The organism is Thomasclavelia spiroformis DSM 1552, assembly GCF_025149465.1.
GTDB lineage: Bacteria > Bacillota_I > Bacilli_A > Erysipelotrichales > Coprobacillaceae > Thomasclavelia > Thomasclavelia spiroformis.
Genome location: NZ_CP102275.1, coordinates 1,259,424 through 1,284,227 on the forward strand (window position 1 = coordinate 1,259,424; position 24,804 = coordinate 1,284,227).

General features: G+C 27.1%; 29 protein-coding genes. 14 read left to right on the forward strand and 15 right to left on the reverse strand.

What is annotated here, in order from left to right; translation table 11 throughout:
* The 14 genes from xseB to NQ543_RS05900 all read left to right on the forward strand — a co-directional run bounded on the left by xseB (position 1) and on the right by NQ543_RS05900 (position 11,776).
* A complete protein-coding gene (gene xseB, locus NQ543_RS05835) occupies positions 1-216 on the forward strand; it encodes an exodeoxyribonuclease VII small subunit (RefSeq protein ID WP_004609795.1) in 216 nt (71 codons plus the stop codon).
* Position 217: 1 nt separating this feature from the next.
* Positions 218-1,066: a polyprenyl synthetase family protein gene (locus NQ543_RS05840; RefSeq protein WP_004609794.1), complete on the forward strand. Its 849-nt coding sequence runs from the start codon at positions 218-220 to the stop codon at positions 1,064-1,066.
* Entirely contained in the window at positions 1,066-2,940 is a 1,875-nt protein-coding gene (gene dxs, locus NQ543_RS05845) for a 1-deoxy-D-xylulose-5-phosphate synthase (RefSeq protein ID WP_004609793.1), read from the forward strand. The genes NQ543_RS05840 and dxs overlap by 1 nt, the downstream gene beginning before the upstream one ends.
* On the forward strand, positions 2,921-3,721 hold the full coding sequence (locus NQ543_RS05850; protein ID WP_004609792.1) for a TlyA family RNA methyltransferase: 801 nt from the start codon (positions 2,921-2,923) through the stop codon (positions 3,719-3,721). Before dxs ends, NQ543_RS05850 begins: the two co-directional genes overlap by 20 nt.
* An 8-nt stretch (positions 3,722-3,729) precedes the next feature.
* A complete protein-coding gene (recN, locus tag NQ543_RS05855; RefSeq protein WP_004609791.1) occupies positions 3,730-5,385 on the forward strand; it encodes a DNA repair protein RecN in 1,656 nt (551 codons plus the stop codon).
* A 53-nt stretch (positions 5,386-5,438) separates the two neighbouring features.
* A complete protein-coding gene (locus tag NQ543_RS05860; RefSeq protein WP_039904153.1) occupies positions 5,439-6,425 on the forward strand; it encodes a SpoIVB peptidase S55 domain-containing protein in 987 nt (328 codons plus the stop codon).
* Positions 6,426-6,510: 85 nt separating this feature from the next.
* Positions 6,511-6,966: an AzlC family ABC transporter permease gene (locus tag NQ543_RS05865; protein WP_004609789.1), complete on the forward strand. Its 456-nt coding sequence runs from the start codon at positions 6,511-6,513 to the stop codon at positions 6,964-6,966.
* A gap of 19 nt (positions 6,967-6,985) precedes the next feature.
* Positions 6,986-7,183, forward strand: coding sequence for a hypothetical protein (locus NQ543_RS05870; RefSeq protein WP_004609788.1), 198 nt, complete (start codon positions 6,986-6,988; stop codon positions 7,181-7,183).
* Complete coding sequence (locus tag NQ543_RS05875; RefSeq protein WP_004609787.1) at positions 7,176-7,499, forward strand: branched-chain amino acid transporter permease; 324 nt, start codon at positions 7,176-7,178, stop codon at positions 7,497-7,499. The genes NQ543_RS05870 and NQ543_RS05875 overlap by 8 nt, the downstream gene beginning before the upstream one ends.
* A 10-nt stretch (positions 7,500-7,509) precedes the next feature.
* Positions 7,510-8,715 carry a DNA polymerase IV gene (locus NQ543_RS05880; protein ID WP_039904150.1) on the forward strand — a complete coding sequence of 402 codons (1,206 nt, stop codon included), beginning with the start codon at positions 7,510-7,512 and terminating at the stop codon, positions 8,713-8,715.
* 50 nt (positions 8,716-8,765) lie between these two features.
* Positions 8,766-9,329 carry a hypothetical protein gene (locus NQ543_RS05885; protein WP_004609785.1) on the forward strand — a complete coding sequence of 188 codons (564 nt, stop codon included), beginning with the start codon at positions 8,766-8,768 and terminating at the stop codon, positions 9,327-9,329.
* 65 nt (positions 9,330-9,394) lie between these two features.
* Positions 9,395-10,303, forward strand: coding sequence for a site-specific tyrosine recombinase XerD (gene xerD, locus NQ543_RS05890; RefSeq protein WP_004609784.1), 909 nt, complete (start codon positions 9,395-9,397; stop codon positions 10,301-10,303).
* Positions 10,304-10,312: 9 nt separating this feature from the next.
* Positions 10,313-11,494, forward strand: coding sequence for a phosphopentomutase (locus NQ543_RS05895; RefSeq protein ID WP_004609783.1), 1,182 nt, complete (start codon positions 10,313-10,315; stop codon positions 11,492-11,494).
* 12 nt (positions 11,495-11,506) lie between these two features.
* Positions 11,507-11,776, forward strand: a complete 270-nt coding sequence (locus NQ543_RS05900; protein ID WP_004609782.1) for a hypothetical protein — start codon at positions 11,507-11,509, stop codon at positions 11,774-11,776.
* 153 nt (positions 11,777-11,929) lie between these two features.
* Here NQ543_RS05900 and NQ543_RS05905 read toward each other — a convergent pair whose 3' ends face one another.
* The 15 genes from NQ543_RS05905 to yhbY all read right to left on the reverse strand — a co-directional run bounded on the left by NQ543_RS05905 (position 11,930) and on the right by yhbY (position 24,797).
* On the reverse strand, positions 11,930-12,283 hold the full coding sequence (locus tag NQ543_RS05905; RefSeq protein ID WP_004609781.1) for a helix-turn-helix domain-containing protein: 354 nt from the start codon (positions 12,281-12,283) through the stop codon (positions 11,930-11,932).
* A gap of 100 nt (positions 12,284-12,383) precedes the next feature.
* Positions 12,384-13,130: a putative ABC transporter permease gene (locus NQ543_RS05910; RefSeq protein ID WP_004609780.1), complete on the reverse strand. Its 747-nt coding sequence runs from the start codon at positions 13,128-13,130 to the stop codon at positions 12,384-12,386.
* 95 nt (positions 13,131-13,225) lie between these two features.
* Positions 13,226-14,959 carry a GNAT family N-acetyltransferase gene (locus NQ543_RS05915; RefSeq protein WP_004609779.1) on the reverse strand — a complete coding sequence of 578 codons (1,734 nt, stop codon included), beginning with the start codon at positions 14,957-14,959 and terminating at the stop codon, positions 13,226-13,228.
* Between the two features lie 7 nt (positions 14,960-14,966).
* The gene (locus NQ543_RS05920) at positions 14,967-16,196 is read right to left on the reverse strand and encodes an ATP-binding protein (RefSeq protein WP_004609778.1); all 1,230 of its coding nucleotides are present in this window, start codon (positions 16,194-16,196) and stop codon (positions 14,967-14,969) included.
* Positions 16,197-16,236: 40 nt separating this feature from the next.
* On the reverse strand, positions 16,237-17,601 hold the full coding sequence (locus NQ543_RS05925; RefSeq protein ID WP_004609777.1) for a PFL family protein: 1,365 nt from the start codon (positions 17,599-17,601) through the stop codon (positions 16,237-16,239).
* A gap of 14 nt (positions 17,602-17,615) precedes the next feature.
* On the reverse strand, positions 17,616-17,888 hold the full coding sequence (locus tag NQ543_RS05930) for an ACT domain-containing protein (protein WP_039904145.1): 273 nt from the start codon (positions 17,886-17,888) through the stop codon (positions 17,616-17,618).
* 137 nt (positions 17,889-18,025) lie between these two features.
* Positions 18,026-18,343: a PTS sugar transporter subunit IIB gene (locus NQ543_RS05935; RefSeq protein ID WP_004609775.1), complete on the reverse strand. Its 318-nt coding sequence runs from the start codon at positions 18,341-18,343 to the stop codon at positions 18,026-18,028.
* 89 nt (positions 18,344-18,432) lie between these two features.
* On the reverse strand, positions 18,433-18,747 hold the full coding sequence (locus tag NQ543_RS05940; protein WP_004609774.1) for a PTS sugar transporter subunit IIB: 315 nt from the start codon (positions 18,745-18,747) through the stop codon (positions 18,433-18,435).
* A 135-nt stretch (positions 18,748-18,882) separates the two neighbouring features.
* Positions 18,883-19,212: a helix-turn-helix domain-containing protein gene (locus tag NQ543_RS05945; RefSeq protein ID WP_004609773.1), complete on the reverse strand. Its 330-nt coding sequence runs from the start codon at positions 19,210-19,212 to the stop codon at positions 18,883-18,885.
* Between the two features lie 115 nt (positions 19,213-19,327).
* Positions 19,328-21,661, reverse strand: coding sequence for a U32 family peptidase (locus NQ543_RS05950; protein WP_004609772.1), 2,334 nt, complete (start codon positions 21,659-21,661; stop codon positions 19,328-19,330).
* 3 nt (positions 21,662-21,664) lie between these two features.
* Positions 21,665-22,354: a 5'-methylthioadenosine/adenosylhomocysteine nucleosidase gene (locus NQ543_RS05955; protein ID WP_004609771.1), complete on the reverse strand. Its 690-nt coding sequence runs from the start codon at positions 22,352-22,354 to the stop codon at positions 21,665-21,667.
* Complete coding sequence (locus NQ543_RS05960) at positions 22,354-23,076, reverse strand: class I SAM-dependent DNA methyltransferase (protein ID WP_004609770.1); 723 nt, start codon at positions 23,074-23,076, stop codon at positions 22,354-22,356. Before NQ543_RS05960 ends, NQ543_RS05955 begins: the two co-directional genes overlap by 1 nt.
* The gene (rsfS, locus tag NQ543_RS05965) at positions 23,076-23,420 is read right to left on the reverse strand and encodes a ribosome silencing factor (protein WP_004609769.1); all 345 of its coding nucleotides are present in this window, start codon (positions 23,418-23,420) and stop codon (positions 23,076-23,078) included. The genes NQ543_RS05960 and rsfS overlap by 1 nt, the downstream gene beginning before the upstream one ends.
* A complete protein-coding gene (locus NQ543_RS05970) occupies positions 23,413-24,513 on the reverse strand; it encodes a nicotinate-nucleotide adenylyltransferase (RefSeq protein ID WP_004609768.1) in 1,101 nt (366 codons plus the stop codon). Before NQ543_RS05970 ends, rsfS begins: the two co-directional genes overlap by 8 nt.
* Positions 24,510-24,797 carry a ribosome assembly RNA-binding protein YhbY gene (gene yhbY, locus NQ543_RS05975; RefSeq protein WP_004609767.1) on the reverse strand — a complete coding sequence of 96 codons (288 nt, stop codon included), beginning with the start codon at positions 24,795-24,797 and terminating at the stop codon, positions 24,510-24,512. Before yhbY ends, NQ543_RS05970 begins: the two co-directional genes overlap by 4 nt.
* Positions 24,798-24,804 lie beyond the last annotated feature (7 nt).

Sequence of the window (24,804 nt, forward strand, 5' to 3'; positions counted from 1 at the left end):
ATGGAAAATATTACTTTTGAACAGGCGATGAATCGCCTTGAAGAAATTGTAAGTGCATTAGAAAACAATCAAATATCATTAGAAAAAAGCGTTGAATTATTTCAAGAAGGCATTCAATTAACTAAACTTTGCAATGATAAATTAGAAGGAATCGAAAACAAAGTGGCAAAAATATTAGTCGATGGTAAATTAGAAGACTTAAATCTTGAGGAATAACATGAAACAGATAATTCAGGAGATAAATACCAGATTAATTAAAATTACTGATTGTTTTCAAGATTCCAAAGTCAAAGATGCAATGAAGTATTCATTACTCGCTGGAGGAAAAAGAATTCGCCCATTATTAATGCTTAGAATCATTCAAAGTTATGGTTTAAATTATCATGATTATTTAGATGCTGCCTGTGCAATTGAAATGATTCATACTTATTCATTAATTCATGATGATTTACCAGGTATGGATAATGATGATTTAAGACGGGGGAAACCTACTTGTCATAGACAATTTGATGAAGCCACTGCAATTTTAGCAGGTGATGGTTTATTAAACGAAGCAGCCAATGTTATTTTAAAAGCAAACTACAATAGTGAGTTAAAAATTGCATTATTAAGTATTTTATATCAGGCCAGTGGTGTAAATGGGATGATTTTAGGTCAAGCTTTGGATATTAAATTTGAAAATAAAAAAGCTAATCGTAAAGAATTGGACTTAATTCATCATCATAAAACTGGTGATTTAATTAGTGCTTCAATGCAAATGGGGGCCTTAGTTGCTAATGTTAACGATTTAGAAACATTTAAAGAAATTGGTTATAAAATCGGTTTAGCATTTCAAATTCAAGATGATATTTTGGATGTAGTTGGTAATAGTGAATTATTAGGAAAGAATGTTGGTAGCGATATTGAAAATAACAAATCAACTTATGTTACATTAATGGGTGTTGAAAAATCACAAGAGATAGCTGATTGTTATTTTAATGAAGCCACTGCGTTGATAAATAAATTAAAAATTAATCACGAATTAATTTTAGAAGTATTGGAAAAATTAAAGAGAAGAGTGAAATAATGGATCTAAACAATATAAAAGATCCCTCTTTTTTAAAAGAGTTGGATATCAGACAATTAAATCAATTATCTAGTAATATTCGTGAGTTTTTAATTACGAATATTTCAAAAACTGGTGGACATCTTTCTAGTAATTTAGGGGTTGTAGAATTAACTATTGCTTTGCATTATGTTTTCAATTCTCCTAAAGATAAAATATTTTTTGATGTCGGTCATCAATCATATGTTCATAAAATATTAACTGGTAGAGCGAATCGCTTTGATACTTTACGCAAGTATAATGGTTTATCTGGTTTTCAAAAACAGGCAGAAAGCAAACATGATGTTTGGGAAGCAGGACATTCATCAACGGCTCTAAGCTCTGCGGTTGCAATGGCTATTGCTCGTGATTTAGATCATCAAGATTATGAAGTGATTCCTGTTATCGGTGATGCTGCTATGGTTGGTGGTGAATCTTTGGAAGCTTTAAATCATTTGGGGTCAATTAAAAATAAAGTAATAATTATTTTAAATGATAATCAAATGTCAATTGGCAAAAGCGTTGGTGGTTTTGGTGAATTTCTATCTTCTATAAGATTAAGTGGCACGTATAATAATCTAAAACAAGATTATCGTAACATCACTTCAAAAAATAAATTTGGTCAAATGATTTTTAATATTTCTAAACGAGTTAAAGACTTTGTGAAACATGGTTTAATTGATGATACGATTTTCGAAGATTTTGGTGTTGATTATTTAGGACCCGTTAATGGCCATGATTTTGAGGATTTGATAAGAGTTCTAAATTTGGCCAAAAAGTCTAAATCAAGTGTAGTTATTCATGTCGTAACGAAAAAAGGTCGCGGGTATAAATATGCTGAAAACGATTTTAAAGGTAATTGGCATGGTATCGCACCTTTTAATATTGTTGATGGTACAATTAAAACTCCACCACCTAAAGATAAAATTAGCTGGTCAAAAATGGTTGCTGATCATATTGAATTAAATATGTCTAAAGATAAAGATATTGTTGCAATAACTCCCGCTATGATTCATGGTTCTTGTATGGATGATATATTTGAACATTTCCCAAATCGTAGTTTTGATGTTGGAATTGCTGAAGAACATGCATTAACATTTACAGCAGGTCTTGCAATAGCCAAGAAAAAACCATTTATTTCTGTATATTCATCTTTTTTACAGCGGGCTTATGATCAAATCAATCATGATATTGCAAGAATGGATTTAGGATGTTTGATTTGTGTTGATCGCTGCGGTTTTGTTGGAGCTGACGGACCAACTCACCATGGTGTATTTGATTTAGGAATTTTAAACCCATTGCCTAATGTTATTATTTGTACACCAAGTAATAGTAAAGATGCCAAAAAATTTATTAATACATATATAAAAAATAATGATCATCCTTATATTTTAAGAATTCCTCGAGGAGATATTAAAGATGAAATTGTCAAAGATGATGATTTTTTAACAATTGGTAAATGGTTTATCGAAAATGATCATGACTATGACTGTACAGTTATTTGTTATGGACAAAACGTTAATAGAGTTCGTAGTTATTTTGAAGATAAAGATATTAAAATTAGATTAGTAGATGCTTTATTTATTAAACCGATGGATTTTGAAATGTTGAATCATATAGTTGATGATAAACCATTGGTTATCTATGAAACTGAATTAAAAATTAATTCTCTAGCAAGTAATATTGCATATTATTATAGTCAAAATGGTATTTTAAAAAGAATTTATAGTTTTGGGGTTGATGATCATTTTTCAGTTCAAGGAAGTATTGATGAAATTTTAAAAGATGAAAGATTAGATATGGAATCATTTTATCAAAAAGTTAAGGAGATAATTGATGAAAAAAGAGAGAATTGATGTTTTATTAGTTGAACAAGGTTTTTTTGATTCCCGCGAAAAAGCAAAGCGAGCAATTATGGCCGGAATTGTTCATGATGATTATGATATTATTGATAAACCAGGAACAAAAATACCAATTAATTCTAATTTGCATGTTAAAGGAAATATTATGCCATATGTATCTCGTGGCGGTTTAAAGTTAGAAAAAGCTTTAAAAGATTTTTCTTTAGATATCAAAGATAAAATCATGGTAGATATTGGTAGTTCAACAGGTGGATTTACTGATTGCGCTTTACAAAATGGTGCAAAATTAGTATATGCTGTTGATGTAGGTACAAATCAATTGGTTTGGAAACTTAGAAATGATCCCCGCGTAATTGTTAAAGAACAAACAAATTTTCGTTATGCAACAATCGATTTATTTCAAGAAGGAATCCCAACGCTAGCATCAATTGATGTTTCGTTTATTTCATTAAAACATATTTTTAATGCTCTAAAAAATATTTTAAAAGCAAATAACCAAGTTGTTGCTTTAATCAAACCACAATTTGAAGCAGGTAAAGAAGATGTGGGAAAAAAAGGAATTGTTAAAGACAAAAAGATTCATTGTCGTGTAATTAAAGATGTTATTAAGTACGCTAAAGAAGATGGTTTTACTTTAACTAATCTCACTTATTCTCCAATTACCGGTGGTGAAGGAAATATTGAATTTTTAGGTTTATTTATAAAAGATGGTAAGGATGTTGAAATTAATATTGAAGATGTAGTAAATGCAGCTCATAATTGCTTTGAAAGGTAGGTGAAATAATGTTAGAGAGTATTTATATAGAAAATTTTGCGATTATTGATCAATTACAAATTGATTTTCATGATCAAATGACTGTATTAACTGGTGAAACTGGTGCTGGTAAATCAATCATTATTGATGCAATTGGTCAATTATGCGGAAATCGTAGTCAAACTACTTTTATTAAAAGTGATGCTAATGAATCTTTTATTGAAGGTGTTTTTTCAATTAAAGATAATTCTTCTGTTTTAGATAAATTAAAGGAATATCGCATCGAATATGATGATAAACTAATTGTGTCTAAATCATTTAATCGTAATAATAAAACAACAATTAAAATTAATTATCGCAATGTTTCTACCATGGCTCTTAAATCAATCATGAAAGAATTAATTGATATCCATTCTCAATTTGAAACACATACATTATTCGATAGCAATAACCACATTAATATTTTAGATGATTATATTGGTAAACCACTTGTATCACTGAAACAAAAATACAAAGAAGTATATCAAAAATACATCGACATAAAAAAAACTTATCAAAAAGCAGTTGAAGAAGAATTAAGCGATGAACAACTAGAATATTACCAAAATCAATTATCTGAAATAAATAGTTTGAATCTTACAGAGATTGATGAAGAAAAATTAGAATCCGAGAAAAAAAGATTACTTGATTTTGAAAAAACTAATGAAAAAATTAGTAATTATCGTCAATATATGGAAGGTAATCAAGGCACACTCTCATCACTAAATAGTGCATTAAATGAATTAGAAACATTAAATCAACATGTTAACTATCAGCAAATCTATGAACAAATGTATGATTTATATTATAATTTAATTGATTTAAATGATGCTATTTTAGATGAATATAATCGAAATGATTTTGATGAATTTCGTTTAAATGAAATCCAAGAAACATTATTTAAATTAAATCGTTTAAAAAGAAAATATGGTCAATCAATCAATGCTATTTTAAATGCAAAAAAAGAAATCGAAGATAAAATTCTTTCATTTACAAATCGTGAAACATATATTAACGATTTAAAATCAAAATTAGATTCAATTTTAATTCAAGTTAATCAAAGTGCAAAAGAAATAACAACTTTACGCAAACAAAAAGCATTAGAGTTTACAAATAAAGTAATGGAACAATTAAAATCATTGTATCTAGAAAAAGTTGTATTTGAAATAAATTTTCAAAAAACCTCTCTACAAAAAAATGGTCAAGATATTATTACCTTTCTAGTTTCAACAAATTCTGGTCAAACATTACAACCGCTAAATAAAATTGCTTCAGGTGGTGAAATGTCTCGAATCATGCTAGCAATAAAAACATTATCATTATCTTCTGGTTCACTTGAAACAATCATCTTTGATGAAGCTGACAGTGGTGTCAGTGGTAAAGTAGCTGAAAGTATTGGTGCTAAAATGAAATATATTGCTAAAAAATATCAAGTATTATGCATTAGTCATTTAGCTCAAGTTGCTAGTTTTGCTAATCATCATTATTTAATCAAAAAAACAAGTTATGATGATAATACAAGTGTTAAAGTTAGTGAATTAAGTGAAGAAAAAAGTATTTTAGAAATTGCTAAATTAATTTCTGGAAAAGATATATCTAAAGAATCAATCGATCATGCTAAAAAATTAAAATTAAGTAATGAATAATTATGAGCATAGAAGCCAAACTAAGATGTAACGTTAGTTACAAGGAGGTTTCTATGCTTTTTAAAAAGCTAATTCTTTCTCTAGTTGTAGCTTTATCCATTATTAATCCAATTGCAGCATATGCGATTACATTAATCCCTGGTGGCGATTCAATTGGAATTGAATTAGATTATCAAGGAGTAGTGATAACTGGCGGCTATGAAGTAAAAACAACCGATGACATTTATAATCCTTTAGAAAATGAATTCAAAATTGGTGATAAGATTATTGAAATCGAAAGTAAAAAAGTAACTACTATTAATGAATTGAGTGAAATAATTAAAAATAGTGGGAATTTAAAAGAAAACTTTGATGTTACAATAATCAGAAATAACAAAGAAATTCATAAAACACTAAAAGTTATTTATGAAAACAACCAATTTACTACTGGTTTATATGTCAAAGATGCAATTAATGGTGTTGGAACCATTACTTTTTATAATCCTGATAAGCAAAGTTTTGGAGCATTAGGTCATGCTATGGAAGATACTACATTAAACAGTGATTTACTACAATCTGGTAAAATTTTTGAAAGTACTGTTACAAGTATAAAAAAAGCTACACCTAATCATTCTGGAAACAAAATTGCTGATATTTCAAATGTTGAAATAGGTAGTATAAACAGCCATAATCAATTCGGTATTTATGGAACTTATAATTACGATATTTCTAAAAAAAAATCTATGGAAACAGCAAATATTGATGAGATTGAATTAGGAAAAGCATACTTTCTAACAGTATTAGATGGTCAAAAAATCCAAAAGTGTGAAATTGAAATCACTAAATTGAATAATCAGGATTCAATCAAAGAAAAAGGTATTGAATTTAAAGTTACCGATCAAGCAGTAACAAAACAAGCAAATGGTATTGTTCAAGGAATGAGTGGTTCTCCAATCATTCAAAATGATAAAATTATTGGCTGTGTTACTCATGTATCTGGTAATAACCCAATGCTTGGATATGGATTATATATTGAATGGATGTTAGAAATGGATAAGTAGTTCAAAAGGTGCCTGGAGCACCTTTTAAAATAAAATAAACTTCCATGTTTAAAAATTTTTAGTATAATAGTTAAGGGGGAAAATAATGATGAATATTGTAATTATAAAGAAAGCTTTTAAACAAACAATTCCTGTTTTAATGGGCTATTTTGTTTTAGGATGTGCTTTTGGTATGTTGTTAATTGATAGTGGTTATCCAATTTACTATGCTTTAATTATGAGTGTTTTTATTTATGCTGGAAGTATGCAATTTTTGACTATATCACTATTAATGGCGCATTATAGTTTATTTAGTACTTTTATTATGACTTTGATGGTAAATGCTCGTCATCTCGTTTATGGTATTTCAATGTTAAAAAAATTTGAAAAGACAAAATATTTGAAACCATATATGATTTTTTCACTATCTGATGAAACTTTTTCACTTTTAGTAAATAATCATTCAAAAAATAAATATGAGCTTTTTTTAATATGTTTATTTGATCATATTTATTGGCTCATTGGTTGGAGCATGTATTTCAAATTTTATTACATTCAATAGTAGTGGCTTGGATTTTTCTATGACAGCATTATTTATTGTTATTGTAATTAATCAAATAAAAAGCAATAAAAATCACGAAGCAACTATTGTTGGTTTTTTAGTTAGTATAGTTGCATTAATTATATTTGGTCGTGATAATTTTGTAATTATATCTTTAGTTACAATTATTTTAATATTAGTTATTGAAAAAAAGAGGTTAGATAATAAATATGAGTAATGATATTATGATAATTACGGTAGTTTCTATAACAACCTTTTTAACCAGGGTTCTACCGTTTATTATTTTTAAAGATCCTAAAAAAACACCTGATTTAATAATGTATTTAAGTAAAATATTGCCATATTCCATTATGACAATGTTAGTTGTATATTGTTTAAAGGATATGAATTTCTTTAATAAAAATCATGCTTTACCAGAATTGATTGCTGTTATAATTACTATTTTAATTCATTTGTATAAAAACAATACACTACTATCTATCATTACTGGGACAATTATTTATATGGTTTGTATACAATTAATTTTTGTTTAAAAGGGTAGTTATGCAAGTTATTTTTCATATTGATCTAAATGCATTTTATGCAAGTGCAGAAATAGCCCGTAATCCTAAATTAAAAAACAAACCATTAGTTATTTCAGGACAATCACGTCGTAGTATTATTACAACAGCATCATACGAAGCTAGAAAATTTGGTATCCATTCAGCTATGCCATTGTTTCAAGCATATCAAAAATGTAAAGATTTAATTGTATTACCTGTTGATTTTGAATATTATCATCAATTATCTAATGATTTTTTTAATATTATTGCCTCATATAGTGATGTTTTAGAAGTAGCCAGTATTGATGAATGCTATGTAGATGTAACTAAAATCATACAAGAAAGAAACTTTCATCCTATTAAATTAGCTAAAGAGATTCAACAAGATGTTTATAGACAATTACATTTAAAATGTTCAATCGGTATTTCACCAAATAAATTTTTAGCAAAAATGGCTAGTGATATGAAAAAACCGATGGGCATTACAATTTTAACAAGATCAAATTTAAAAGAATTGATGTGGCCCTTAGATATTCAAAATATGTTTGGCGTTGGAAAAAAGACAACAATTAAATTAAAAGAAGCCGGTATAAATACGATTAAAGATATTGCTGATTATTCAAACTATGATATTTTAAGACAAATAGTGGGAAAAAATGCTTTATTATTGTATCGAAAAGCTAATGGAATTGATTCAAGAATGGTTGATCCCCAACAAAACGAATTAAAATCAGTTGGTAACTCGACAACTTTACCATATGATACTTCTGACGAAGTGATTTTATATGATACATTAAAAAAACTCGCAAAAAAAGTTTCATCAAGAGCTAAAAATAGAAATCTTATCTCAAATTCTATTTCCATAACAATTAAATACACAAGATTTGAAAGCATTTCTCGTCAAACAACCATTAATTCTTATATTAATGATTATGAAATTATTTTATCTACCGCAAAAATGCTTTTTGATGCTAATTACAATGGAAGAGCAGTAAGATTACTAGGAGTAAGTTTAAACAATACAATTGATAAAAAAGATTATAAAGAACAATTATCTATTTTTGATTCTAGTAACGATAAAACTAATAATAACGATGATGATTTAGATATTATTCTAGATGACATAAATAAAAAATTTAAAAAACCAATCATTACAAAAGCATCAAAAATTAAAAATAAAAATATTCAAAAAAAATATTTAAAATAGATGAATAAATAATAACTTTACTCATAAGGTGTATAAACGGAGGACTACTTATGAGTATTTTAAATAAGGTATTTAAAAACGAAAAACTATTGTTCAATGTATTTACTTTAGTATTATTAGTTTGTGGAATGTTATTTGGTATTATTTACAACTTTTATGGAAATGATAATTTAATTGAATTTTGTAAGTATTTATTTTTTTGTAAAGGTAACAGTACAACAAATAACTATGATTTATATCTGATAATAACTGGAATATACATATTTTTATCATTATTGATGTCTACTAGTTTTTTAGGTCTATTTTTTAATAGTTTTATTATATTTTCAAAAGGAATGCAATTTACGTTGGCATCAATTTTTTATTTTACATTAAATAATTTTGATATTAATATGTTTTTACTTGGCTATGTACCACAATTAATTATTGAACTTATTTTAATGTATGTTATTTCAATAATTTCTCTTAGATTATCTTTAAATACATTTACAACTAGTTTTGTTACTAAAGAAGTATTTAATAGTCGTAAAATAATTAATTATATCTTAGATTATTTAATCGTAATTTTAATTATTGTTACAATTTCAATGGCATTTAAAGTATATGTACTTTAATTTGCATAATACTAGCAAGTTTATTTTTAAACATGCTATAATGAGGAAGTAAAAGAGGTAAAAATATGTTATTAAAAGATGAAATAGAAGAATATAAGCAATATTTAATAGTTGAAAAGGGGCTTAGTAAAAATACAATCAATGCCTATATCAAAGATTTAAATCAATTTGAAAGCTATTTAGATCATAACTTTCAAATTACTAAAATAAATGATATAGCTAAAGAACATGTTAGATTATATATTAAAGAACTTTCAAAAAAGATATCTGCTACTTCTATAAACAGAAAGCTTGTTTCACTTAGAATGTTTTTTACATTTGCAACTAAAGAAACAGTTATTGATACAAACATTATGAGTGACTTTGATTTACCTAAAATAGATAAAAAACTTCCAATTGTATTAAGCAAAGAAGAGATGCAAGAATTATTAGACAGTATCGAAATCAACGATCATATAAGTAGTAGAAATCGTTGTATGTTTGAACTTATGTATGCAACTGGACTAAGGGTATCTGAATTAACTAATTTAACAATAAGCTCACTTAATATAAATATGGGTTATCTTAAAATTATTGGAAAAGGGGATAAAGAACGCATTGTCCCATTAAGTAATATGGCAAGAAATATATTAAATGATTATTTAAAACACTATCGCAATGAATTTATAAAAAAAGACTCACCGTTGCTATTTTTTAATAATCATGGTAATAAATTAAGTAGAGAAGAGTGTTATATTATTTTAAAACAAATTATCGAACGTACAACAATAAATAAAAAGATTTCACCCCATACAATCCGACATAGTTTTGCAACTCATTTACTAGAAAATGGTGCTGATTTACGCTCAATTCAAGAATTACTGGGTCATAGCAACATTTCAACAACAACGATATATACCCACATATCAAATCAAAAAATCAAAAAAGAATATCAACTATTTCATCCGCGGGTAAAAAAGAAAAATAAAATTTAAGGAGGACACATGAAATATAAACGAATATTTTTACTAATATGTGACTCATTAGGAATTGGAAACGGTCAAGATGCAAGCAGTTATGATGATGAAGGTGCAAATACTTTAAAACATATCTGTGATGCATGTAATGGACTAGACATTCCTAATTTAGAAGGATTAGGTTTAGGAAATTTAGGAGATTTTGAAGGTATTTATCCATTAAGATCTCAATTAGGCTATACATTAAAACTCAATGAACTTTCAAGTGGCAAAGATACAATAACCGGCCATTTTGAAATGATGGGAATACATACTAAAAAACCACTTATAACATTTACAAAAACAGGTTTTCCTGATGAATTTATTAAATTATTTGAAGCTAAAACTGGTCGTAAATGCGTGGGTAATAAAGCTGCTAGTGGAACAAAAATTATTGAAGAGTATGCTGAACATCAAGCAAAAACTGGCGATTGGATTGTTTATACATCAGCTGATTCTGTATTTCAAATTGCAGCTAATGAAAATATAATTCCTCTACAAGAATTATACGATGCCTGTAAGATTGCAAGAGAATTAACAATGGATCCTCGTTGGAAAATAGGAAGAGTAATTGCAAGACCATTTATCAAAAATAAAGATGGATCGTATACACGAACTTCTTCACGACATGATTTTGCATTAAAACCTCCAGCAATTACAGTACTAGATAATTTAAAAAATAATAATTATGATGTAATTGGAATTGGAAAAATCGCTGATATCTTTGCAAATCAAGGAATTACTAAAGATATTAAAACAATAAATAATATTGACACTATAAATAGAGTTATTGAGATTGCAAAAACAGATTTCAACGGTTTGTGTTTTGTTAATCTTGTTGATTTTGATTCAATTTATGGACACCGTCGCGATCCAATTGGATATGGCAAAGCCATTAAAGAATTTGATTTACAATTAGAAGAACTAATGAGATATTTAAAACCAGATGATTTATTAATGATTAGTAGTGATCATGGAAATGATCCGACTTTCAAAGGTACTGATCATACTCGTGAGCAAGTTCCTTTAATTATTTATTCAAAAGAATTGATTAAACCAAAACAGTTACCAGAAATGGATTCATTTGCTGTTATTGGTGCAACAATCGCAGATAATTTTGAAGTTGAGTTGCCAAAAATTGGAAATTCAATTTTAGATAAAATAATTTAATGAGAGGTATTTATGGAAGAAAATAACAAACGCTTAATCGTATTTTCAATATTGGCTTATGCAGTTGGTACATTTATTTTTGGTGCTGGTTTATTAACTAAAACACCAATAAGTATAGTTACATTTTTTATCATTGCGATATGCTTGATAGTATGTTCAATGCTTGCATTATATAATAATTATAAAAAAGATAAAATTAACTTATACATATTTTTGATTTTTATAGGTGTGATCTTTTTAATTATTAATTGTACTGCATTTATTAACAATCTATTTTTATAAAAGCTAAGATGCATTATTTCTTAGTTTTTATTTTATATAAAATTTACATAATATACATTATGCGAAGTTATATATATCATAAAAATTTATTGATAACTAAAAAATAAGAACTGCATTTGTAATAAAACAATTCTTATTTTTAGTTAAAACTATTTACATTTGACTATAGATAAATAATCCAATCAATGCAACAGCTACAAAGATTAAATATAAAATAACTATAATCCCAAATACTTTCAAGATTTTTATAATCATACCGGCTAGTCTTTCTGTATTAGATACTTTATTAATTAAAATTGCTTTTGATTTATATTCATTATCTAATAATTCATCGACACTTATATCAAATACTTTTGATAAGCGTTTTAATTGCTCAGGATTTGGTGCTGTATCTTCTGATTCCCAATTTGAAATAGTTTGTCTTGTCACATCAATTTGATATCCTAATTGTTCTTGCGAAAGTCCTTGTTTCTTTCTTAATTTCAAAATATTTTCTCCTAATGTCATTTTATTTATCTCCTTTCGCAATTAATTATAGAAAATACTGAGTTAACAAATCTATCAAATGTCTTTTGAACTTTGTCAAAGAGTTTTAACATTATTATATTTATTTATTTTTTTTATGCTTTGAATATCTTATTTCAAAAATTTCTTGCATATTTTTCAAATGTTTTGCTAAAGGAGTATCTGTTTTAAATGGTTTAAAAAAATGATATTTCATTTCATTATCATCATGCCATTTTCGAATATTTGTCTTTATCATTTCATATTTTATAATAACATCATTTTCTTCAGCATATGCTTTTAATTTTACAACCAATTGCGCAGAATTTACGACATCAATTATAAATATTCCAAAAAACATTCCAATCACAAAAGAAAATGCCAAATTATTAGATAACCATAAAAGAGCATTTAAAATATAAGGATGAATCAAAAAATAATATACCGCTCCTAAACATGCCCATATTATAGAAAACTTTGGACAAATAATTCCTTGAATATTTCCTGGTTCATTACGATAATCCCATAAACGTACTTTGGAAATTTTTAAAATAAATATCCCAGCAATATATTCAATAACAGTCATAAAAATTGCCATCATGAGAAAAAGTATTGCTTTATTCCAAAAATAATCTTTGATAATATTATATTGTTCCAAAGATGCAATCAAATAAAGCATACATAACCCTACTCCATATAATGGAAGATATGGCCCAGTACAAAATCCTGGATTAATCCATTTACGTTCTGGATTTGCTGAAGATAAAAATCTTCTAAATAAAACTTCAATTACCCATCCGGTAATAGCTCCAATAAAAAACAAAAATGCTAACGTCAAAAATAAATTCATCTTTTCAACCTCTTCTTTATAAATATAAATGATATTTAACTTTTAGACATAAATTTTCTACATAGCAGTATTTTTATTGCTATATTCTTTTAAAGTTATAAGCATTCATTAATATATAAATCATCACTAGAACAATCATTGAAAGAAAAATTAGTTAGCATGGTACATATTTGTTTACTTTCACCATGTAAATTTGCACGCATATCTGTTTCAATAAATAATACTTTATTGCTTTTTGTAAAATATTCAATTATCTTATCTAAACAATTTTGATCAAGATAAATTATTTCTGATATTTTAATTTCTTCTTTCGTTTTACTATATATCGCATAACCTATTGCTAAAGTATCTTCATAAAATAGTTCTATTTTTTCATTATAAGCATTACAACGAGGAATTAGATATTCTTTATAATATTCAACATCTCTTTTACGATACCCATTAAATTTATTACAATAACAATTATATAATTCTACTAATTTAGCATAATCAGATTTATCAATTATTTTTATGCTATTAACTTTGCTGGTTTTATATAAATTATTATCTATTTTTGTTATTTTATGAAAATATTTTTCTGTAAAACCAAATAAATAATAAATTTCTGGATGATATGCTTGAAGCATGATTTTGCTATCTGCAAATTTTGGTAATGATAAAACATAATTCATTAGTTTTTTCATCATTCCTTGTTTTTGATAATTTTTATTAGTAGCTACTCCTAAAATAAAATATGCTAATGTTTCTTGATGATTAATAATAATTGTATATGGTACAATTTGTAACATTGATACTAATGTATCATTATTTTTTAAAATGTATGCATTTTTCAAATCATATCGATTCATAAAATAAAAATTAGTTGATATTTCATTTTCATCACTAAAACTATCACGCCACAAATCAATAATATCATATAAATCTTGATCATTTGCTTTACGTATTTTTTGATTATTAATTACAATAGAATATTTTTCAATCATTTTAACTGGATGTAAATTCCTTTTTGCTTTACGCAATGACTCTAATCCCATGTCCTCTTCCCTATTTACAAATTCATAATCTGGAAAATTATTTTCTAAGAAAAATTTACAAATTGCTACATATAAACCTCTAATTTCTTTATTAGCTTTTTCAACATGAATTTGAATAGTATTATGTTTTAATGGTGATCCAATAATAAATGCTTCTAATTTCCCATCGATGTAAATACAGCCAGTTTTAATATTTAATTCATGACGATGAATTAGTAAATAAACAATTCCTACATATTCTGATATTACACTTTCCTCTATCTGTCTAGAAAAATCCCATTTTTTTAAACATTGTAAAACATTATCGATATCATCATCTTCGATCTCTTTATAAATATAATTAGGGTTTTCTTTTATAAATGCATTAAAATGATTACGTCTTTTTTGCATTTTTTTACCTGATAAAGTTTCCAATGAACTTTTAGTATATATATAATCATCATTAGCATCATTATGTAAATATAAAAACTTATCTCCATACAATTTTTTAATTATTTCTACAGATGACTGTACTGCTAATTCAATTCTAAAAGGAAAGTTATTTAATTTTGCATATTCCATCATATATTCAATTGCTTCATGATAGTATTCTTCTTTACAAAATGGCATTGCAAAGAATTTTTCATTCATATATGTATGTAACATAATCATGAAATTATCTTTTATTTCATAATAGATCTTGTATTCATGATCCCACATCATCATAGTTACAAAATTAGAATTGTATCCTTCATAATTAGCATCATCTAAATATTTTTTAATTTTGTCATAATCTTTTAATAATAATTTTTGCATATTTCTCCTATTTACCTAACATCGCATTAATAAATTGTTTTGCAGTTCTTCCAGAAAATCCACCATGACGAATTTCCCATGTTAAGGCTTTTTGATGCAATTCTTCTTGATTTATCTTTAAATCATATTGTTTAGCAAGTCCATCAACGATATCTAAATAATTTTGACGATTGGGATGTGTATATAATATTTTAACTCCAAATCTTGAACTTAATGATGTTTTTTCTTGTTTGGCATCATTAATATTTATTTCATCTTGGTCTTGTCGATCACTCCATGTTTGTTTTACTAAATGGCGACGATTACTTGTTGCATATATTAAAATATTATCCGGTTTTTTTTCTAGTCCACCTTCAATAACTGCTTTTAAATATTTATACTCTATTTCAAATTCTTCAAATGACAAATCATCCATAAATAAAATAAATTTATAATTTCTCGATTGTAATTCTTGAATGATCCGTGGCAAATATTTAAATTGGTGTTTATAAACTTCAATCATTCTTAAACCATCTTTATAATATTCATTTAACAAAGCTTTGATACTACTAGATTTACCAGTACCGCTATCACCATATAAAAGAACATTATTTGCCTTTTTCCCTGCTAAAAATGCTTCAGTATTTTGTTTAAGTTGTTGTTTTTGAGTTTCATATCCGATTAATTGATCTAATCGACCGTTACCTATATGTATTATAGGACAAATTTGTTCATTTTCATAACGAAATGCTTTATTTAATCCATATTTTCCTACACCATATACTGAAAAAAATGCATTTAAAACATCATAGAATTCTTCGACATTTTTACACTCAGTTAAATTATTTTGTAATGTGTTTGAAACTTCAAATAATTCTTGATTAATAATTGGTTTAGAAGGTATAAAATTATTAATCAAATCCTGATGAAGTAATGTTAAAGAACTAAAATCACTATTAAACATTTCATAAATAATTTTAAAATCATTCATTACAACATTTTTCAAATTTGGTGCGATGTCTTTTTTTCTTTCTAGAGCCAATGTAAATGAATTTTCATTATTAATCAATAAATTAGTTAATAAACTATTAAACAAATTACCTGATAAACTATATTTTTCTGCTAATTTAATTAATACTGAAACAAATTGATTTACATTTGTTGTTATCTTCTTTCTGACAATTTCATCATATAAAACAAAACATTTTTCAACTTCATGATCACTATAAAATGGAGAAAAAACAATTAATTCATCCATAAAAATCCCCCTTCAAATTAAAAAGACGAGAAATCGTCTTTTAGTTTTTAAAACTATGAATTGGCGCAGGAATTCTTCCACCGCGATTAATAAATTCACTGCATTCAAATTTATTTACTGGCATGATTGGAGCATAACCTAACAGCCCTCCAAATTCAACTACTTCACCTATTTTTTTCCCAATAACTGGGATAATTCTAACTGCAGTAGTTTTTTGATTAATCATACCAATTGCCATTTCATCAGCAATAATACCAGAAATAGTTGTCGCACTAACATCACCAGGAATTGCAATCATATCTAAGCCAACTGAACAAACGCATGTCATTGCTTCTAATTTTTCAAGTGTTAATGCACCTCTATTTACAGCATCAATCATTCCTTGATCTTCGCTTACAGGAATAAATGCTCCACTAAGTCCTCCAACATACGAAGATGCCATAACGCCACCTTTTTTTACCTGGTCATTTAAAATCGCAAGCGCTGCAGTTGTTCCTGGAGCGCCAACACTTTCTAACCCCATCCCTTCTAAACAATCAGCAATACTGTCGCCGATAGCTGGAGTAGGAGCTAATGATAAATCAATGATTCCAAATGGAATCCCTAATTTTTTAGATGCTTCCTTAGCAACTAATTGACCAACACGTGTAATTTTAAAAGCGGTTTTTTTAATGATTTCACATAATTCACCAAAGTCTTTACCTTTAGCATTATTAATAGCATTTTTTACTACACCAGGACCACTTACACCAACATTAATAACTGCATCAGCTTCACTTACACCGTGAAACGCTCCAGCCATAAATGGATTATCATCAGGAGCATTACATAATACAACCAATTTTGCACAACCGATTGAATCATTTTCTTTAGTCAAATCAGCAGTCTCCTTAATGATTTCCCCCATCAATTTTACAGCATCCATATTAATTCCAGTTTTAGTTGAACCAACATTTACGGAACTACAAACATTACTAGTTACTCTCATTGCTTCAGGAATTGATTTAATTAATAATTCTTCCGCTTTTGTCATTCCTTTAGAAACAATTGCACTATATCCACCTATAAAATTCACACCAATTTCTTTTGCACATTTATCTAACACTTTAGCGATTTTAACAAAATCATCAGTACTTTTACAAGCATTGCTACCTACAAAACCAATAGGTGTAACTGAAATACGTTTATTAACAATTGGAATACCATATTTCATTTCAATTTCCTTACCAACTGGTACTAAATTCTTAGCAACGGTAGTGATTTTTTTATAAATATTATCACATACAACATCAATATCATGATCTATGCAATCTAATAAACTAATCCCTAATGTTATCGTTCTAACATCAAGATTTTCTTGTTCAACCATCTTATTAGTTTCTGTAACTTCAAATAAATTAATCATTTTATAATTTCTCCTTAAATACGATGCATTTTATTAAAAATATCTTCATGTTGTAATTTAATATTGACACCGATTTCAACACCTAATTTATCTAATTCTTCACAAATAACAGCAAACTCTTCACTAATATGTGATAACTCAACAATCATCATCATATTAAAATACCCTTGAATAATTGTTTGAGAAATATCCAAAATATTAACTTGCTTAGTAGCTAAATAACTACATACTTTAGCAATAATTCCTACTTGATCTTTACCAACTACTGTAATAATTCCCTTTTGCATAAAATTTCCTCCTAATATTTTAAACATTATAGCATATTTAATTACAACAAAAAAGTCTAAATTATTAATTTATACTTATCTGTTTTTAGCAAATAACAAAAAAATCCATATATGCTTAACATATATAGATATTTTAATTATTTGCTCATTAATTTCATTGCTTTAGCAAAAACAGTTTTTCCATCCATTAAACCATAATCTTTCATATCAATAATTGCATAAGGGATTTTTTTACCACTTTCTTCAATAATTGACTCAATTTCAGTTTTTGCATATCTAACTTGTGGTCCTAATAAAACACAATCAACATTTGTAATTTCTTTTTTTCCAGCATTTAAAGGTAATGCAAAAATTTCTACATATTCACCTAATTCATGTGCCGCTTTTTGCATCTTTGTCACTAATAGACTAGTCGACATACCCGCTGCACAAATCAACATAATTCTTTTTTTCATGCTTAAATCACCTCATATATAATTTTAAAATACCATCATACAAAACGGGCATCTACCACGCCCGTTTTTATTATAAATCAAGCTTATTATTAACCAATCATCTTCATTGCTGCATCAAAAACAGCTTTTCCATTCATTGTTCCATAATCTCTCATGTCAATAATATCAACAGGAACAGGTCCAGCTTTACGTCCAGCAGCTAATTTTTCAATTGCAGCTTTTTGAAAACGAACTTGAGGTCCTAATAAAATACAATCTACTTCTTCTAATACTCTAGGGGCATCAGAAAAAGGCAATGCAAAAATTTTACAATCAACTCCTGCTTCTTTAGCTGCACTCTCCATCTTTGTTACCAACAAGCTAGTTGACATACCAGCTGAGCACACTAATAAAATAGTCTTCATTTATCTACACTCCTTTTTTTATTTATAATAATTTTACAACGAATATTATTAGATGTAAACCCATTCTTATATCTTTTTGACATATATCCCATAATTTATACAATCTAAAATAGAACAAAGTATATTTGCTTTGTTCTATTTTTCTCTTTCTTCATTTCGTTTACGCTTATATTCAATTATAAACATAACTTCCTTCAAATCCTCATCTGGTAATTCTGTTAAAAGTCGAGCAATATTAGCAATATTATAATAATCATACTTTTTTCCGCTCATAATCTCTTCAACACTGCGCCCGTATAAATTAGAAAATATTTTAAGCTCCCCTACTGTGATATCACGTTTACCATTTTCGATATCTGAGATAGCAGAATGTGGTACTTTTAAATATTTTGCTACTTCTTTTTGCGTAAGATGTTTAAAATTTCGATAGGATTTTAATCTTGCTGCCAAATCTTTATCTATCATAACGATCCCTCCGATAAATAAATTTTAGCATTTTACTTACTTTTCTTCAATAAAATTTTGATTTTTTAAAATTTTTTTTGCTAAAATACAATATTTTTTTGACAATAAATGATAATTAATCATAAAAATAACCATTTGTATGTTTAATAAAAGTCGGAATTTGACAATTATTTCCTGATACAATCTTTTTATACTCGTCATAAATCAACTTAACAGTATCACTATCTTCATCACTAAATGACAATAATACATAATCAACTTCCAAATCATTTAATTTATTTATATATAAATGATGACTATTAAAAATTAAATTATTACAATTATCATCTGTTAAAATCATAAAAGATTCTCCTTTTCGATCAAGTAAACTATACTTTCCATTTTTACACATATTACATCCAATTCTTTTTTCATTAAAATAATGATTACTAATAATACAATGTTTTAAATGCATATTAACTGTCTTGCCATATACAACCATTGTAATATCTTGTTTTATATCAGTTAAATTATTAACTTGCTTTTTACTCATTTCTAAAGATAAAATTGCATCATATTTTAAATATGAAAGTGCATAGCTATTATAAAGATTAAAAGTTGTATCTAAACTACATTTTTTATCTTTAAATATTTCTAATGCTCCGTAATTTCCAACTAAAATCTCATCAATTCCTTGATATAAATCACTATTTTTAAATTCATATAGTTGCTTTGTATTACTTAAAAAGCCTGTAAAAGGAATGATTTTTTTATGCTGTTTATCTGCTAAAAGTATAGCATCTTTTAATTCATTAGTAAGTGGAAAATATATTTTGGCTATATCTTGATCAATTATTGCTTCTAATTGTGATAATGTATATACGCGAATACATATTCCTTTGATTTTTTTATTTAGATGTTCTTTTCTTTCTTTATCAATATTTATACTAATATCATTTGTATCGGTAAGCAATAGTTCTAATTTTTCAATTGCACTGCGGCGCATTTGATTTATTTCTTTTAAACTGAAAAAACCATTATCAGGAAAATCAACAATAATACTTTCAGCTTTAAAAACTGTATTTCCCAGTTTTCCAAGCTGTTCTTTAATCCGCTCACTAGAAAGTGGCGTTCTACTTGCTGGTTCAATGATTAAATTTGATGTAACATCAACAACTTTATCTTGATAAATAATTGTTAGATTTGGACAGATATTAATTTGTCCGGTAAAATACATCTCTATTTCATTTTTAATATTTTCTTTTTGATAGCTTGCTTGAGCTCTTTCAATTAAATCAAAATCAATAATTTTATAAACTAGTGTGCCTTTTTTTACCGGTGTGTTTAATTCAATTTCAATAATCTCATTAGCATTTGCAAAATTAACTAATTTATTATTTAAAAATAACTTAGTAATCGTTCTAGTATAATCAATTCCCTGAAAATCAATTCGATCCCCTTGCTTTAATTTAGTTTCAAGCTTAATTTTTACAAGCTTCTTTTGATAATCATAATTAATAACTTTACCTAAATTAATCCCGCGATTCCCTGGATAGTCGCTTGCCATAAAATCTTTATCTTGCAATAAAAAACCACCTGTAAAACCACGATTGAACATTTGTTTCATTTTGCTTAATCGTTCTTTATAATCAACTATTTTTTGATTATTAAAATATGCATCAATAGCTTTACGATATTGGCCTACAATTATTGCTACATATTCAGGACGTTTCATTCTTCCTTCGATTTTAAATGAAGTTATCCCAGCTTCAATTAGCTTATCCACATTTTCTAATGTACACAAATCTTTTGGTGATAATAAATAACTTGGAATCTGATCGATACTTTTACCATCTTTTTGTAATTTATAAGCTAAACGGCATGGTTGACCGCACGCTCCTTTATTACCACTTCTTTTAGCTACCATACTAGACATTAAACATTGTCCTGAATAAGACATACATAATGCCCCATGAACAAACACTTCAATATCTAAATTTGTATGGCTACAAATATTTTTAATTTCTTGTAGACTATTTTCACGAGCCAAAACTACCCGCTCTACTCCTATTTTTTCAAAATATTTCACTGCTTCTAAACTATAAATACTAGTTTGCGTAGACATATGTATTTCAAAATTAGGAAAGTATTTTTTTACATAAGCCATCAATCCAATATCTTGAATAATTAAGGCATCAACATTTATTGATGATAAAAACAAAAGATAATCTCTTAATTTAACAAACTGATTATCTTCATACAAAGTATTTACAGTAACATAGACTTTAACATTTCTTAAATGACAATATCTTAGGGCCTTTTTTAATTCATCATGATCAAAGTTAGTTGCAAAAGCTCTGGCACTAAATTCATTACCACCTAAGTAAATAGCATTAGCACCATTTTGAACAGCAGCTACTAATGCTTCATAACTTCCTGCCGGTGCTAATAATTCAATATTATTTATCATATTTTAATCCTTAATCAAAGCCACACACATTTTAGCTGATGCTTTGGCTGCTTTTTTTAAATATTCGTCAAATTGAATCGTTGAATCACCCTTACCAAAAATATCACTTAATGAACGAGTAATGATAAATTTAGTATTGAATTTATAACATGTCTGTCCTACTGCTGCCGCTTCCATTTCACAACATTTTGCATCCTCAAAATTATTTTTAATATATGATGCAACTTCTTTGTTAGCAACAAACTTATCACCAGAAACAATTAACCCTGTTTCATAATTCAAATCTAAACTTTTTAACACATTAATAGCTTTATTAACCAAAGCATCGTCAGCTTTAATTCGTGGTGGTAATCCTGGTACTTCACCTAATACTCTATTTTTAAAGGCAGTAATATCAAAATCATATTGACACACTTCATTTGAAATAACAACATCTCCAACATTTTGACTTAAACATAATCCTCCAGCTGAACCTACATTAATTACATAGTCAATATCATAATTTGTAAGCAACAAAGTAGTACAAATAGCGGCATTTACTTTTCCAATTCCACCTTGTAATAAAACTACTTCTTTATCTTCAATTGTTCCATGATAAAAAGTACAATCTAAAATAATTTTACTATCACTTACATCCATATATTCCTTAATCTCAGCTACTTCTTCTTCCATAGCGCCAATTATTCCAATCATTACATTCTTTCCCTTCTTTTATGACATACAAAAATAATTCGTTGTGATTTATCATAATACTCTTCAAACTCACCATAATATTCAACTTCATTAAACCCAGCTTTTTTTAATAACTCCAAATAAGTGTCAATGCTATAAGTCTGCTGATGATGAATTTCATTAATATGCTCATTATTTTCCTTATCAATTATTTCAACTAAATGTTCTACTTTTCCTTCACCAGTCTTTTTAACAGCCCATTTAAAATAAAACTCTTCATCATCCTCTTCTTCAAAATAGCCATCAAGTACATAGTCCATTTTATAAAGACTATCAACATCAAATATAAATGTCCCATTATATTTCAATGATTCATAAACATTTTTAAACGTTTGTAATACTTTTTTCTTACTTAAAACATAATTAATCGAATCACATAAACACAAAATCAAATCCACAGCTCGATTACTTTTAAAATCAGTCATATCTACTCGACCAAGCATTAAATTAACATCTGAATCTAGTGCCTTCATTCTTGCCACTTCCAACATATCTTTAGACAAATCAGTAGCATAAATTTCTTTATTATCCTTAGCTAAACGAATTGCAATTTCGCCAGTCCCACAACCAAGTTCTAAAACACTTTTAAAACTTGCATGTTCGTTAATAAATTGATAATAATCATCATAAAATTGCTCATCCATTAAACTATCGTAATAGTATGCAAAGTTTTCATATGACATTATTTTAAATATCCTGAAATATCAATTCTTGGCATATCAGACCATAATTTCTCTAGATTATAGCTATCACGTTCATCTTGATCAAAAATATGAACAATAATATCTCCATAATCCATTAATAACCATTTACTATTACGACGACCTTCGATTGATCTTACTTCATATCCATTTTCAGCCATACTATCTTCAACACTATCTTTAAGAGCATTCATCAAACGTTCATTATCTGCTGAGCAAACAACAAAAGTATCAAAAACAGGACTTGCAAGTTGCATATCAATAACAACAATATCTTTTGCAAGTTTATCATCCAAAGCTTTTACAATAATTTCTAATTTATCCATTTGTTTCTCCTTTTACATATTTATCATATATCCCATAAAAACATTCATCGATTTTTCTTCCTTTTTTTGTCGAAAAATCATAAAAATCTTGTAAACATGACTTGAATCCTGCTATCACATCTTGCTTACATAGTTCAATTTCTTTAGACGAATCATAATCACGACTTGGATCATATTTATCCGCTTCATAAATACACATATCTAATTTAGACATATTAATTGATGCCGTTGTATGATGTCTAATTGCTTGTAGAATTTCTTGATCATCAACTAAAAATTCAATTTGTGCTACATATTGTGACAACCATTGATGCCATATCGCTTCAGGCTTATTTAGATAATCAGGAAAATATTTTTTCATTAATGCTAAAGCCTTGTCATGTGGCATTTCTTTAGCAATATCATGCAACATTCCTGCTACATATGCTTTGGTTTCATCAATTCCATTGCTTTTAGCAATTTCTTTAGCTAACTTTGCCATACTTACAGTATGTTTATATCTTTTAGCTGACATTCTAGTTTTAATGATTGTATCTAAATATATACCATTAGATACAATGTATTTTAACACTTCTGGTTCTAGTGAATGTAAATTTCCATTACGAATGTCACTACTAGCGTCATCGGTTGCAACAAAATCTAATTTTAAAAAATTATATTTTTTTAAATTATTATTTGTTTGATAACCAATTCGATCAAAAACCACCAAAGATACTAATTCACTAATTTTATCAGCATCTTTCCATTTATGAAACAAACTAGCCTGATCCATTCCCATAATAAAATATAATTGATCATCATGATATTTAGATTTTAAATACTTGATTGTATCAATCGTATAATTTTTGGCATCACCTTTTTGATTAATTTCATAATAACAAATTTCAACTTTTTGATAACGCCTAGTTGCAATTTCTAACATCTCTAAGCGCTGTTTATTAGTTGCTTTACTAGAATCTTTCCAAGGATTATTAGCAGTTGGAACAACTAATAATTTATCTAAAGCTAGTTGTTTTAATGACTCTTCAATTACACTTATATGCGAGCGATGAATTGGATCAAAGCTTCCACCAAATATTCCAATTTTCATCATGGTAATTTATATAAACCTTTTTCACTAGGGCGATATAAAAGAATAGTTCTTCCTAGTATTTGTACAACATCAGCTTTAGTTTTCATACTTATTTCAATTGCAACTTCATTTTTAGATTCACCGCAAGATTCTAAAATTTTAATTTTAATTAATTCATGGGCTTCTAATGCTGCATCAATTCCTTCAATTTGTGTTTGATGAACACCATCTTTACCAATTTGAAAAATAGCACTTAAATTATGACCTATTCCTCTTAAATATCTTTTTTGTTTTCCAGTTAACATATCATTT